Annotated in this window: 13 protein-coding genes and 3 tRNA genes; 9 read left to right on the top strand and 7 right to left on the bottom strand. The window is 71.3% G+C overall.

Annotated elements, in window-relative coordinates; translation table 11 throughout:
• Both ACIQFU_RS28650 and ACIQFU_RS28645 read right to left on the bottom strand, forming a co-directional pair.
• Window positions 1-846 (bottom strand): M23 family metallopeptidase, encoded by an 846-nt coding sequence (locus ACIQFU_RS28650; protein ID WP_402555210.1) that lies wholly within the window; start codon window positions 844-846, stop codon window positions 1-3.
• A gap of 50 nt (window positions 847-896) precedes the next feature.
• Window positions 897-1,400, bottom strand: a complete 504-nt coding sequence (locus ACIQFU_RS28645; protein WP_402555208.1) for an ArsR/SmtB family transcription factor — start codon at window positions 1,398-1,400, stop codon at window positions 897-899.
• Between the two features lie 127 nt (window positions 1,401-1,527).
• Between ACIQFU_RS28645 and ACIQFU_RS28640 the strand changes: the two genes are divergently transcribed.
• Entirely contained in the window at window positions 1,528-2,112 is a 585-nt protein-coding gene (locus ACIQFU_RS28640; protein ID WP_402555206.1) for a Uma2 family endonuclease, read from the top strand.
• Window positions 2,113-2,167: 55 nt separating this feature from the next.
• Here the strand turns inward: ACIQFU_RS28640 and purL are convergent, their stop codons facing one another.
• Genes purL through purS form a run of 3 tightly spaced genes read right to left on the bottom strand, consistent with a single transcriptional unit; the run spans window position 2,168 to window position 5,372 of the window.
• Window positions 2,168-4,426: a phosphoribosylformylglycinamidine synthase subunit PurL gene (purL, locus tag ACIQFU_RS28635; protein ID WP_402555204.1), complete on the bottom strand. Its 2,259-nt coding sequence runs from the start codon at window positions 4,424-4,426 to the stop codon at window positions 2,168-2,170.
• Window positions 4,423-5,103: a phosphoribosylformylglycinamidine synthase subunit PurQ gene (gene purQ / locus ACIQFU_RS28630; protein ID WP_402555202.1), complete on the bottom strand. Its 681-nt coding sequence runs from the start codon at window positions 5,101-5,103 to the stop codon at window positions 4,423-4,425. The genes purL and purQ overlap by 4 nt, the downstream gene beginning before the upstream one ends.
• Entirely contained in the window at window positions 5,100-5,372 is a 273-nt protein-coding gene (purS, locus tag ACIQFU_RS28625) for a phosphoribosylformylglycinamidine synthase subunit PurS (protein ID WP_003974895.1), read from the bottom strand. Before purS ends, purQ begins: the two co-directional genes overlap by 4 nt.
• 351 nt (window positions 5,373-5,723) lie before the next feature.
• Here purS and ACIQFU_RS28620 point away from each other — a divergent pair, with 351 nt between their 5' ends.
• The 8 genes from ACIQFU_RS28620 (at window position 5,724) to ACIQFU_RS28585 (ending at window position 10,369) form a co-directional block, all read left to right on the top strand.
• Window positions 5,724-6,041 carry an Lsr2 family protein gene (locus tag ACIQFU_RS28620; RefSeq protein WP_402555200.1) on the top strand — a complete coding sequence of 106 codons (318 nt, stop codon included), beginning with the start codon at window positions 5,724-5,726 and terminating at the stop codon, window positions 6,039-6,041.
• Between the two features lie 138 nt (window positions 6,042-6,179).
• Window positions 6,180-6,251: transfer RNA gene (locus tag ACIQFU_RS28615), tRNA-Gly, on the top strand.
• Window positions 6,252-6,332: 81 nt separating this feature from the next.
• A tRNA-Gly gene (locus tag ACIQFU_RS28610) sits at window positions 6,333-6,405 on the top strand.
• Between the two features lie 143 nt (window positions 6,406-6,548).
• The gene (locus ACIQFU_RS28605; RefSeq protein ID WP_402555198.1) at window positions 6,549-7,541 is read left to right on the top strand and encodes an ABC transporter ATP-binding protein; all 993 of its coding nucleotides are present in this window, start codon (window positions 6,549-6,551) and stop codon (window positions 7,539-7,541) included.
• Window positions 7,538-8,353 (top strand): ABC transporter permease, encoded by an 816-nt coding sequence (locus ACIQFU_RS28600; protein ID WP_402555197.1) that lies wholly within the window; start codon window positions 7,538-7,540, stop codon window positions 8,351-8,353. The genes ACIQFU_RS28605 and ACIQFU_RS28600 overlap by 4 nt, the downstream gene beginning before the upstream one ends.
• Window positions 8,354-8,388: 35 nt before the next feature.
• Window positions 8,389-9,636: a sensor histidine kinase gene (locus ACIQFU_RS28595; protein ID WP_402555312.1), complete on the top strand. Its 1,248-nt coding sequence runs from the start codon at window positions 8,389-8,391 to the stop codon at window positions 9,634-9,636.
• Entirely contained in the window at window positions 9,633-10,247 is a 615-nt protein-coding gene (locus ACIQFU_RS28590) for a response regulator (RefSeq protein WP_402555195.1), read from the top strand. Before ACIQFU_RS28595 ends, ACIQFU_RS28590 begins: the two co-directional genes overlap by 4 nt.
• Window positions 10,248-10,296: 49 nt before the next feature.
• Window positions 10,297-10,369 (top strand) — tRNA-Gly (locus ACIQFU_RS28585).
• A gap of 54 nt (window positions 10,370-10,423) precedes the next feature.
• On the opposite strand, the gene ACIQFU_RS28580 is transcribed toward ACIQFU_RS28585, so the two are convergent.
• Window positions 10,424-11,326, bottom strand: coding sequence for a phosphoribosylaminoimidazolesuccinocarboxamide synthase (locus tag ACIQFU_RS28580; protein WP_402555193.1), 903 nt, complete (start codon window positions 11,324-11,326; stop codon window positions 10,424-10,426).
• A 140-nt stretch (window positions 11,327-11,466) separates the two neighbouring features.
• Window positions 11,467-12,924, bottom strand: a complete 1,458-nt coding sequence (locus ACIQFU_RS28575) for a N,N-dimethylformamidase beta subunit family domain-containing protein (RefSeq protein ID WP_402555191.1) — start codon at window positions 12,922-12,924, stop codon at window positions 11,467-11,469.
• Window positions 12,925-13,071 lie beyond the last annotated feature (147 nt).

The raw sequence follows: 13,071 nt of genomic DNA, 5'->3' as shown, positions 1-13,071 counted from the left end.
CTATGCGGGCGAGGTGGTCGGCGTGGGCGCCTCGAAGACCTCGCCGTTGTGTGGGACGCCGATGCCGGTCCAGGTGAAGGGGACGCCCCGTGCCGTGTCCGGGTCGGGGCCGTCCATCAGCTGGAAGTGGACGTGCGGCTCGGTGGAGTTGCCGGAGTTGCCGCACCGGGCGAGCATCTGGCCGGCCCGGACGCGCTCGCCCTCGCGGACGGCGACGGAACCCCGCTGCACGTGGGCGTACAGGGCGTGGGTGCCGTCGCCGAGGTCGAGGACGAGGTGGTTGCCGACGATGCGGCGGACGCCCGCCATCTCCCGCACCGAGCCCTCGACGAGCATCAGGTACAGCAGCGCGGGCAGCGAGTTGCGGCTCAGGTGGTCGCGCCGGCCGTCGTCGGCGCGTACGACGGTGCCGTCGGCCACCGCGAGGACCGGGGCGCCGAACGCCGGGAACGCGCGGCCGTGCCGGGCGAGCGGCCACAGGACGCGGAAGCCGGGACGGGCGCCGGGCTCCGGCTCGGCGACGAGGTCGATGGCGAAGGTCTGCCCGTAGGCGTGGACGCCGTGGCTCGGGGTGCGGTCGGCCGGGCTGTTCAGCGCGGACCAGCGGCCGGTGACGGGCGGGGCGACCTCGACGGGCTCGCGGGACCTGCCCGGCGCGTCCGGGGCGCCGCCGTTCCACCGGTTGACCACGGTGATCAGGACGTAGGCGAGGACCAGCGGCAGGAAGACGCACCACCACGGTATCCCCGGGTCGAAGAGGACGCCGACGGCCACCAGGGCGACGAAGGCGAGCTGCAGCCCCCGGAAGGTGATCATGGCGAGCTTGCGTACGGACGGTACGGACATCGTTCGTTCCCCCTTGCTCGTGACGGTCCTGACGGCAATGGCCGTCCCGGTCAGTTACGCGCGGCCGACAGCGCCACCAGCAGCGGTACGACCCGCCCCGGCGGCACCTCGTGGCGGCCCCGGCCGGCGGTGTGCAGCCAGCCGGCGCCGGTGAGCTGGCGCAGGTGGTGGTAGATCTGGCCGGTCGTGCCCATCCCGTCCAGCTCCGCCAGCTCGGCGGCGGTGCGCCGGCCGCCGAGCACCTCCCGCAGCAGCCGCAGCCGCACGGGATGCCCGAGCGCCGCGAACACCTCGGCGGACTCGGCCCAGTCGGCGTCCAGCAGACCTTCGGTGAGCGCGCCGTGCTGCCAGGCGTACTGCTCCCCGGTCGGCAGGTGGACGGAGCCGGTGAACAGCACCCCGCCGGCCGCCGCGCCCAGCTCGGCCAACTGCGCCTTCAACTCCTCCAGGGCCCAGAGGTCGCCCTCCCGAGGGCGGGGCGCCGGCCGGTCGGCGGCTTCCAGCGCGGCGAGGCGGCGTTCGAGGTCGGCTACGCGTTCTTCCAGTTGCTTCACTTCTTCGAGATTACGTAAGTCCGTAATCTCGCGCCAGCGTCGCTCGTACGGGTGTCGGACCTCCAAAGCCGCCCCCTGAGCGCCATAGCTACGGAAACACTGGTCCGCGCCTGAAAGGAGGTGCACCATGACGGTTATGGCCGAGCACACGTCTCAGATGTCGGTGGACGAGTTCGAAACGATCGCCTCCGCCGCCCCCGAGACCGTCACGTTGGAGTTCATCGACGGACGGATCGGGACCAAACCGGTGACAGACGGGGACCACAACAGCATCGTGTCCTGGCTGGCCAAACGCTGTATGCAGGCGCGACCCGACCTGGACCTGTACCAGACACAAGGGCTACGGGTCGACGCCTACCGGCAGAGCAGGGCCCGACCGGACGCCGTGCTCACGCCCGAGGCTCACTTCGCGGGGCACGGCGAGTGGGCCGACCCGGACGGTGCCCTCATGGTCGTCGAGGTCACGTCGTACGACTCGGACACGGATCGGCGTGACCGGCACGAGAAGCCTGCCGCGTACGGACAGGCGGGGGTCCCCGTGTACCTGCTGATCGACCGGGACACCTGTACGGTCACGGTGCACAGCCGCACGGACCAGCGGGTCGGTGGCTATCGCGACATCCGCCTCACGGATTTCGGCGAGACGGCGGTCCTCCCCGATCCGGTCGGGATCGAACTCGACACGGAGATCCTCAAGAGCTACGTCCGCTGAAACGCCGAGGTCCCGTCCGGAACGCCCGGACGGGACCTCGGTGTCGTACGGCCGCTTACGCGAGCAGCGCCGGGATGGTCTCCTCGTGCGCCGTGCGCAGCTGCTCCAGGGGCAGGGTGAACTCGCCCTGGACCTCGACCGCGTCGCCGTCGACCACGCCGATGCGGGTGACGGGCAGGCCTCGGGCGCCGCACATGTCGTTGAAGCGCAGCTCCTCCGAGCGCGGGACGGCGACGACCGCACGGCCCGCCGACTCCGAGAACAGGAAGGTGAAGGCGTCGAGACCGTCCGGTACGACCAGACGCGCGCCCTTCTCCCCCAGCAGCGCCGACTCGACGACCGCCTGGACCAGACCGCCGTCGGACAGGTCGTGCGCGGAGTCGATCATGCCGTCGCGGGAGGCGGAGATCAGGATCTCGCCCAGCAGGCGCTCGCGCTCCAGGTCGACCTTCGGGGGCAGACCGCCGAGGTGGTCGTGGACGACCTGGGACCAGGCCGAGCCGCCGAACTCCTCACGCGTGTCGCCCAGCAGGTACAGCAGCTGGCCGTCCTCCTGGAAGGCGACCGGCGTGCGGCGGGCCACGTCGTCGATGACGCCCAGGACCGCGACCACCGGGGTGGGGTGGATGGCCGCCTCGCCGGTCTGGTTGTAGAGCGAGACGTTGCCGCCCGTGACCGGGGTGCCGAGCTGCTGACAGCCGTCGGCCAGGCCGCGCACGGCCTCCGCGAACTGCCACATGACCGCCGGGTCCTCCGGGGAGCCGAAGTTCAGGCAGTCGGAGACGGCCAGCGGCTTCGCGCCGGTCGTCGCCACGTTGCGGTAGGCCTCCGCCAGCGCCAGCTGCGCGCCCGTGTACGGGTCGAGCTTGGCGTAGCGGCCGTTGCCGTCGGTCGCGATGGCGACGCCGAGGCCGGACTCCTCGTCCACGCGGATCATGCCCGAGTCCTCGGGCTGGGCGAGGACGGTGTTGCCCTGCACGAAGTGGTCGTACTGCTGGGTGATCCACTGCTTGGACGCCTGGTTGGGCGAGCCGACCAGCTTGAGGACCTGGGCCTTCAGCTCGTCGGACGTACCCGGCCGGGGCAGCTTGCCCGCGTCGTCGGCCTGGAGGGCGTCCTGCCAGTCGGGGCGGGCGTAGGGGCGCTCGTAGACCGGGCCGTCGTGGGCGACCGTGCGCGGGTCGACGTCGACGATCTTGCCGCCGTGCCAGAAGATCTCCAGCCGGTCGCCGTCGGTGACCTCACCGATCACCGTGGCGATGACGTCCCACTTGTCGCAGATCTCCAGGAAGCGGTCGACCTTCTCCGGCTCCACGACCGCGCACATGCGCTCCTGCGACTCGCTCATGAGGATTTCCTCGGGCGAGAGGGTGGAGTCGCGCAGCGGTACGTCGTCCAGGGTGACGCGCATGCCGCCCGAGCCGTTCGACGCCAGCTCGCTGGTCGCGCAGGACAGGCCCGCCGCTCCCAGGTCCTGGATGCCGACGACCAGCTTCTCGGCGAAGGCCTCCAGGGTGCACTCGATGAGGAGCTTCTCCTGGAAGGGGTCGCCGACCTGGACGGCGGGCCGCTTGGAGGGCTTCGCGTCGTCGAAGGTCTCCGAGGCCAGGATCGACGCGCCGCCGATGCCGTCGCCGCCGGTCCGGGCCCCGTACAGGATGACCTTGTTGCCCGCGCCGGACGCCTTCGCGAGGTGGATGTCCTCGTGCCGCATGACGCCGATGGCACCGGCGTTGACCAGCGGGTTGCCCTGGTAGCAGGGGTCGAAGACGACCTCGCCGCCGATGTTGGGCAGGCCCAGGCAGTTGCCGTAGCCGCCGATGCCGGCGACGACGCCCGGCAGGACGCGCTTGGTGTCGGGGTGGTCGGCGGCACCGAAGCGCAGGGGGTCGACGACCGCGACCGGGCGGGCGCCCATCGCGATGATGTCGCGGACGATGCCGCCGACGCCCGTGGCCGCGCCCTGGTAGGGCTCGACGTACGACGGGTGGTTGTGCGACTCGACCTTGAAGGTGACCGCGTAGCCCTGGCCGACGTCGACGACACCGGCGTTCTCGCCGATGCCGACGAGCATCGCCTCGGACTCGGGGGCCTTCTCGCCGAACTGGCGCAGGTGCACCTTGCTGCTCTTGTACGAGCAGTGCTCGGACCACATGACGGAGTACATGGCCAGCTCGGCCCCGGTGGGGCGGCGGCCGAGGATCTCCACGACCCGCTCGTACTCGTCCTTCTTCAGGCCCAGCTCGGCCCAGGGCAGCTCGGTGTCGGGGGTCCCGGCCGCGTGCTCGACCGTGTCCAGAGGGGTCCGGCTCATGCGTTGACCAGCTTCTTGAGGATCGAGGTGAAGAACGGGAGGCCGTCGGTGCGGCCCGTGCCGATCAGCGACTCGACGGCGTGCTCGGGGTGCGGCATGAGGCCGACGACGTTCCCGGCGGCGTTGGTGATGCCGGCGATGTCGTTGAGCGAGCCGTTGGGGTTCATGTCCAGGTAGCGGAAGGCCACCCGCCCCTCGGCCTCCAGCTCGTCCAGCGTCCGCCGGTCGGCGACGTAGCGGCCGTCCATGTTCTTCAGCGGGATGCGGATCTCCTGCCCGGCGGTGTAGTCGCTGGTCCAGGCGGTGCCCGCGTTCTCCACCCGCAGCTTCTGGTCGCGGCAGACGAAGTGCAGGTGGTCGTTGCCCAGCATGCCGCCGGGCAGCAGGTGGGCCTCGGTGAGGATCTGGAAGCCGTTGCAGATGCCCAGCACCGGCAGGCCGGCCTTCGCCTGCTCGATGACGGTCTCCATCACGGGCGAGAAGCGGGCGATGGCTCCGGCGCGCAGATAATCGCCGTACGAGAAACCGCCGCACAGCACCACGGCGTCGACCTGCTTGAGGTCCTTGTCCTTGTGCCAGAGAGCGACGGGTTCGGCGCCGGCGACGCGGATCGCGCGCTGCGTGTCCCGGTCGTCGAGGCTGCCGGGGAAAGTGACGACGCCAATACGAGCGGTCACTTCGCGGCCCCCGCGACCACGTCCTCGGACTCGACCTTGACGGTGAAGTCCTCGATCACGGTGTTGGCGAGGAAGGATTCCGCAAGATCATGGATGCGGGCGAGGGCGGCGTCGTCGACCGGCCCGTCCACTTCCAGTTCGAATCGCTTTCCCTGACGGACGTCCGAGATCCCTTCGAAACCCAGTCGCGGCAGTGCGCGCTGCACCGCCTGGCCCTGGGGGTCGAGGATCTCCGGCTTGAGCATGACGTCGACTACGACGCGTGCCACTGGCACTCCCGGTGTGTGGTGCTGAGCAGGTTCCTTCAGACTACCCGTACAAAATTTCTACGCGCGTAGCCTTGGAGGAAACTACGTGACCCCAGTCACGATTCGGCATCGGAAGGGGGCCGTCACGAAAAGCTTCGGGAAAGATCCCGGGATCGGGCGCGGGTACCTATTGCCGGACGGACACGCGGAGAGATTTAGTCGGTCTTCCCATTGCAATGCCGGGCACTGTACAAATGAAATGTCATTAGCCGATACTTTGCCCAATTACAGGCGAACAGTCGGCATCATCGCGGCGTCTTGACACGTTCGGGCACGTCATCGCGGAGATGCCGCACGAAGGGACCGATATTCGTGGCGCAGCGTGTCGTGGTCACTCTCTTTGACGACATCGACGGCTCGGAAGCGGCGGAGACGATCGCCTTCGGAGTCGACGGCCGGATGTACGAGATCGACCTGAACGAAGCCAATGCCCGGAAACTGCGCAAGGCGCTCGAGCCGTACGTCTCGGCCGGCCGCAAGCGCTCCCGGTCCGGCAGGGCCTACCGGCAGACGGAGGTCGCCCCGGACCCGGCGGCGGTCCGCGCCTGGGCCCAGTCGAACAAGATGGACGTGCCCGCGCGGGGCCGGATCCCGAAGAAGGTGTACGAGGCGTTCGCCGAGGCGCAGTGAGCCGTGCGGTCCGGCGGGAGCGGCCGACGGCCGCTCAGCCGCCCCTCGCGGCAACCGACTTGCGCGACACCCCGGGTGATCAGCTAAAGTCTGGAGCACGCCGAGGGGCGAGGCCGAAAGGCCCAGCTCACGGAACATGCGGGTGTAGTTCAGTAGTAGAACATCCCCCTTCCAGGGGGAAGGCGCAGTGTGCAATTCCTGTCACCCGCTCCGCATCGCCCAACCGTGACCCGATTGGATCAGGTAGGCTGGTGCCCGCACCGATCAGTGAACCGCTGATCGGGAGCAACTGCGGACGTAGCTCAGTTGGTAGAGCGCAACCTTGCCAAGGTTGAGGTCGCGAGTTCGAGCCTCGTCGTCCGCTCGGGAATGAGACCCCGGTCCATCAAGGACCGGGGTCTTTTCGTGTGCCCGTACCCGGGCGCCCCCGGCGGCTCTGACATTTGTCATGTCCGGTGATGACGGCTCGCACTGTCGGGCCGCCCGGTGCGCCGGAATGCTTGAGGCATGCAAACCAACGGACACGAACACGTGATTGAGGTCACCGGCCTCCGGCGTGTGTACGGGGGCGGGTTCGAGGCCGTGCGCGGGATCGACTTCTCCGTGCGCCGCGGTGAGGTCTTCGCGCTGCTCGGCACCAACGGCGCCGGCAAGACGTCGACGGTCGAGCTGCTGGAAGGGCTCGCCGCACCGGCCGGCGGGCGGGTGCGCGTCCTCGGACACGACCCGTACACAGAGCGGGCCGCCGTACGCCCCCGCACCGGGGTCATGCTCCAGGAGGGCGGATTCCCCTCCGAGCTGACCGTCGCCGAGACGGCACGGATGTGGGCGGGCTGCGTGAGCGGAGCCCGGCCGCCGGCCGAGGTGCTGGCGCTGGTGGGCCTGGAGGCCAAGTCCGGCACCCGCGTCAAGCAGCTGTCCGGAGGCCAGCGGCGCCGCCTGGACCTGGCACTCGCGCTGCTCGGCGACCCCGAGGTGCTCTTCCTCGACGAGCCCAGCACCGGCCTGGACGCCGAAGGCCGCCGGGACACCTGGGAGTTGGTGAGCGCGCTGCGCGACGGCGGTACGACGGTGCTGCTGACCACGCACTACCTGGAGGAGGCCGAGCACCTCGCCGACCGCCTCGCGATCATGCACGAGGGCCGGATCGCCGCCACCGGCACCCCGGCCGAGGTGACCGCCGCACAGCCGTCCCGCATCTCCTTCGAACTGCCCGACGGCTACTTCGCCGGCGACCTGCCGCCGCTGGCCGAACTGGGCGTGAGCGACCACGAGACCGACGGCCGGACGGTCAGGCTCCGCACCCGGGAACTCCAGCGCGCGGCCACCGGCCTGCTGGTGTGGGCCGCGCAGGCGTCGGTGGAGCTGCGCCGCCTGGACGTGCGCTCGGCGTCGCTGGAGGAGGCGTTCCTCAGCATCGCCAAGGAGGTGTCCGCGAGGTCGGCCGGCACCACGGCACCGACGGGGAAGACCGAGACGGAGAAGGAGTACGCGGCATGAGCGCCACGGACACCCGGCCCCGCGCCGAGCGCGCCACCGGGGCCGCGACCACCACGGCGCCGGGCCGCATGACCGCCCTCGCCCGTGCCGAACTGATCCTGCTCGGGCGGAACAAGGGCACCGTCTTCGCCGCGCTGTTCATCCCGTTCGTGATGCCGTTCAGCGTGCGGGCGGGGGCCGAGGAGATGGACCTCGGCAAGGCCGGGCTGACCATCGGCACTCTGGTGCTGCCCGCCGCGATCGGCTTCTCCCTGCTGTTCGCCGTCTACTCGGCCCTGGTCGGGGTCTTCGTCGTCCGGCGCGAGGAACTCGTCCTCAAGCGGCTGCGCACCGGCGAACTGCGGGACGTGGAGATCCTCGGCGGCTCCGCCCTGCCGGCCGTCCTCAGCGGGCTCGTGCAGTCCCTGCTGCTGGCGGTGGGCTGCGCGGTCCTGCTCGACCTGTCCGCGCCGGCGGCACCCCTCCTGGCCGTCGCCGGCCTGCTGCTGGGCCTGGTGATGTGCGCCGCGCTCGCGGCGGTGACCGCGAGCTTCACCAGGACCGGTGAGAGCGCCCAGGTCACGCCGCTGCCGTTCACGTTCGTCTCGATACTCGCCTCCGGCCTGTTCTTCCCGCTGGAGCTGCTGCCCGACCGGGTGGCCTCCGTGTGCGAGCTGCTGCCGCTGACCCCCGTCGTCACCCTGGTGCGCGGCGGCTGGACCGGCGGTCTGTCGGCGGGCGAGGCGCTGGGCGCGGTGGCGACGGCGGTGGCCTGGACCGTGCTCGCGGTGTTTGCTGTACGGCGATGGTTCCGGTGGGAGCCACGGCACTGACGTACGGGGACGTACGGACCGAGCGGAGCGGACGGATGCGCAGGCCGGGCGGATGGTGGCGGCTCAAGAGCACGCCGCAGAAGGTGGAGACGTACACGCGGTGGTCGTTCCACTTCTTCGGGGTCATCGAGATCCTGGCGCTGGGGGTGACCGCCTACGGCCGGACCGGCGTCGGACTCGCCACCGTGCTGTGCCTGCTGGTCACCGCGCACGCCGCCGTCTGCATGCTGGTCTCGTCCCGGGCCCTGGACTGGACGCTCGGCCGACGCCCCCAGCCCGTGCGGCTGATGTGGGCGCTCGTCGCCGTCACCGCCGTCGTCTCGGTGACCGCGGTCGTGATCGCCGAGCGCGGACCGGCGGGCGAGGTGGAGACCGCGGCGGGCTCGGTCTACGGCGGAGTCGTGTGCTTCGCCGCCGGTGTCATCACACTCGGGGTGCGCGCCCGGCGGCGGGTGGCCTCCGTCGTCGCCGCCTTCGCGGTGGGCGCGGGGCTCATGACCTTCCCGCTGGAGATGCCCGTCCTAGCGTCGGTCGTGCTGGCCGGTCTGGTGCTGGTGACCGGCGGGTTCCTCGCCGTCACCTCGATCTTCTCCCTCTGGCTGCTCAGCGCGGTCTACGCGCTCGACGACGCCAGGGAGACCCGGGCCAGGCTCGCCGTCGCCGAGGAGCGGCTGCGCTTCGGCCGGGATCTGCACGACGTGATGGGGCGGAACCTGGCGGTGATCGCGCTCAAGAGCGAGCTGGCCGTCCAGCTGTCCCGGCGCGGGAGGCCCGAGGCGGTGGAGCAGATGATCGAGGTGCAGCGCATCGCCCAGGAGTCGCAGCGCGAGGTCCGGGACGTCGTGCGCGGCTACCGGGAGGCCGCGCTGGAGGTGGAACTGGCCGGCGCCCGGGGCGTGCTCTCGGCCGCGGGCATCGTCTCGGAGGTCACCGGCGAGACGGCCGGCCTGCCCGCCGAGGTGCAGTCGGCGCTCGGCTGGGTGGTGCGGGAGGCGACCACGAACGTGCTGCGGCACGGGGACGCGAAGAAGGTCGCGGTGACGGTGCGGATGTCGGAAGGACGTGCGGTGCTGACGGTGGAGAACGACGGCGTGGCGGAGACCGGCGGGGACGGCCCCCCGGCGGGCTCGGGCGGTTCCGGGCTCGCGGGGCTGCGGGAGCGGCTCTCCGCGGTCGACGGCACACTGGAGGCGGGGATCGTGGACAGGGGCGTGTTCCGGCTGACCGCCGAGGTGCCGCTGCCGGACGCCGCTGCCGGGGCCGCGCTGGGGGCCGCGTCGTGACGACGACCGTGCGTGTTCTGCTCGCCGACGACGAGCACCTCATCCGCGGGGCCCTGGCGGCCCTGCTGTCCCTGGAGGACGACCTGGTCGTCGTCGCCGAGGCGGCCACCGGCCCGGAGGCGCTGGCGATGGCGCGGGCGCACGCCCCGGACGTCGCCGTGCTGGACCTCCAGATGCCCGGCGCCGACGGTGTGAAGGTCGCCACATCGCTGCGGGCCGAGCTGCCCGACTGCAAGGTGCTGATCGTGACCAGTCACGGACGGCCCGGGCATCTGAAGCGGGCGCTCGCGGCGGGAGTGCGCGGGTTCGTCCCCAAGACGGTCAGCGCCCAGCGGCTCGCCGAGCTGATCCGCACGGTGCACGCCGGAAACCGGTACGTCGACCCCGAGTTGGCCGCCGACGCGATCTCCGCCGGGGACTCACCGCTGACCGTGCGCGAGGCGGAGGTCCTGGAGCACGCCGCCGACGGGGCTCCCGTCTCGGAGATCGCCGAGCGCGCCGCGCTCGCCGAGGGGACCGTGCGGAACTACCTGTCGTCGGCCGCGAGCAAGCTCGGTGCGGAGAACCGGCACGCGGCGGTGCGTCTCGCCCGGGAGCGCGGTTGGGTATAGTGGCTCTCGCGCCACGGCGAAGTCCCCGGACTTCCGACCACCGCGCAGTGCGAACGTAGCTCAGTTGGTAGAGCGCAACCTTGCCAAGGTTGAGGTCGCGAGTTCGAACCTCGTCGTTCGCTCCGTGTGAGAAGCCCCCGGCTCCGGCCGGGGGCTTCTTCGTGTCTCCGTTCGGGCTACGACCAGCTCTGGCCGGTCAGCAGCTCGTAGGCCTCCACGTACTTGGCGCGGGTGGCGTCCACGACCTGCTGCGGCAGCGGCGGCGGGGGCTGCTCGCTCCCGCGGTCCCAGCCGGACTCGGCCGAGGTCAGCCAGTCCCGCACGAACTGCTTGTCGTACGACGGCTGCGCGCGGCCCGGCTGCCACCGGTCGGCCGGCCAGAAGCGGGAGGAGTCCGGGGTGAGGACCTCGTCGGCGAGGACCAGGCCGTCGTCCCCGTCGAAGCCGAACTCGAACTTGGTGTCCGCGAGGACGATGCCGCGCTCGCGGGCGATGTCCCGGGCGCGGGAGTAGACGGCGAGGGTCGCCTGGCGCAGGTCGGCCGCGGTCTCCGGGCCGACCTGCCGGGCGACCTCCTCGTAGGAGACGTTCTCGTCGTGCTCGCCGACCTCGGCCTTGGTGGCCGGGGTGAAGATCGGGGCGGGCAGCTCCGAGCCGTCGACCAGGCCCTCGGGCAGGGCGAGGCCGCAGACGGTGCGGGTCTCGTCGTACTCCGCCAGGCCCGAGCCGGTGAGGTAGCCGCGGGCCACGCACTCCACGGGGACCATCCGCAGCGACTTGCAGACCAGGGCGCGGCCCTCCCAGTCGGCGGGGGCGCCGGGGGGCAGCTCGGTGCTCAGCACGTGGTTCGGGGCCAGGTCGGCGAGCTGCTCGAACCACCACAGGGAGAGCCGGGTGAGGACCCGGCCCTTGTCGGGGATCTCGGTCGGCAGCACCCAGTCGTAGGCGGAGATGCGGTCACTGGCGACCATCACGAGGTCGCCCGCCTCGTTCCGGTACAGCTCGCGCACCTTGCCGGTGTGCAGATGCACCAGGCCCGGAACCTGGATCGGCTCGGGCTTTTCAACGAATCCGGACACGGTTCCTCCCCGTGGTTGAACAAAAGGAGCGCCCGTAGGGCTCCCACAGGGTGGCGGTGGGAGACGGGTGGGCCAATACGTCGATTGTCCCGTACGGCGCGGGGAGGGCGACCGGCGGGGAGGGCGACGGGGTGCGCGGTTCAGTCCCGTTTGCAGATGCGGTCCAGGAGGTTGGCGGTGGCGCGCTGGACGCGCGGGTCGACGTGGCCGGGGCGGTCCAGGGCCGGGGACCAGGCGAAGGTGCCGGACGCGAAGACCCAGGCGCCCGACGGTGCCCGGTACAGCGAGGTCTCCTGATGGCGCCGGACGCCGTCCACGTCGGTGTACGGGGAGTGGGCGAGCAGGACCCGCTCGTCGTGCTCGGGGAGGGCCGTGCGCGGGAAGTAGCGGTCGGCCTCGCCCGCCACCAGGTCCTCGATCTCGTCGCCCTCGTGCGCCCCGGTGGCCTCCCAGAGCCAGTGACCGGCGTTGCGGACGACCATCGGGTGGGGTTCGGGGACGCGGCCGGCGTACTGGATGCCGAGCAGCTGCTGCTCGGGGCGGTCGATCTCCCGCCACAGCGCGGGCCGGCCGGGCCCCTTGCGTTTGCGGCAGGTCAGCAGGCGGTCGGGGGCACCGGAGGGGGAAGGGGCCAGCTCCACCTGCCAGTACATGGTGTTGGCGGAGAGGAAGACCAGGGACGTCCCCTGCTCGCGCGCGAGTTCCGTGGTGCGGCGCATGGCGCTGGACCAGTACTCGTCGTGGCCCGGGAAGACCAGGCCACGGTAGCGCGCCGGGTCGACTCGGCCGGAGTGCAGGTCGCGGGCGTCGGCGTAGGCGACGTCGTAGCCGTAGCGCTCGGCGAAGCGGATGAAGTCGTAGGCGTGGCCCACGTGGAGGGGCAGGCCGGCCCCGGCGTACGGGCGGTCGAAGGAGACGGTCGTCGCGGCGTCCGCCTCACCGAGAAGGCGTCCCTCCTCGTCCCAGGCGTGGTAGAGGCTGGCGCCGGAGCGGCCGTCCTCCGGGTACAGGTTGTACGCCTGCCAGGTGACGTCCGGCATGAGGAGGAGCAGGTCGGCCGGGTGGCCGTCGCGGACCGTGAAGGGGACGTGGGAGCGGTAGCCGTCGGCGGTGGTGAGGACGGCCACGTACGCGCCGACGTTCCAGTACGTGGGGATCTGCAGCCGCCAGGACAGCCACCAGTGGTGGCAGGAGACCGTGCGGTCGGCGGCGAGCGGCGGGGGCTGCACGATGCCGGACAGGCGGGGGCTGGTGGTGATCTTGGCGGCGCCGTCACCGGCGTAGTGGCCGATCCGGTAGACGTCGACGCCGAACTCCTGCGGCGGGTCGACGGTGATGTGGAAGTCGATGGCCTCGCCGGGGGCGACGGCGCCCGTCGCGGTGAAGCCCTTGATCTGACGCCGGACGTCGTCGGCGGCGCGGGGGCCACCACCGGTGCCGGAACGCTCCTGGTCCGCGTACCAGGCGACCACCTGGCCGCTGTCGCCGAAGTACGTCTCGCCACCGCGCAGCCAGGGGACGGGGCCCTGTCCGAAGGGGTCCGTCACGGCGTGCGCGAGTGCTCCCGACTCCCAGCGGCGGATCTGCTCGGACCCCATGGGACAGCCCCCTCCCTCGTGCCCCCGTGGTCGTGCGTATGACGCATGCCTTTGCCATGTGCGCGATCGGTCCCAGCACATCACATTTCGCACGCGGGCTGTCACTGTTCGTCGCGAAGTGGCCGAAAGTGGAATGGGTGAGTCCGA

The sequence above is a fragment of the Streptomyces sp. NPDC093065 genome (assembly GCF_044754585.1).
Classification (GTDB): Bacteria; Actinomycetota; Actinomycetes; order Streptomycetales; family Streptomycetaceae; genus Streptomyces.
The sequence above is the reverse complement of the archived record's forward strand: the minus strand, read 5'-3'. Positions and strand labels throughout refer to the sequence as shown.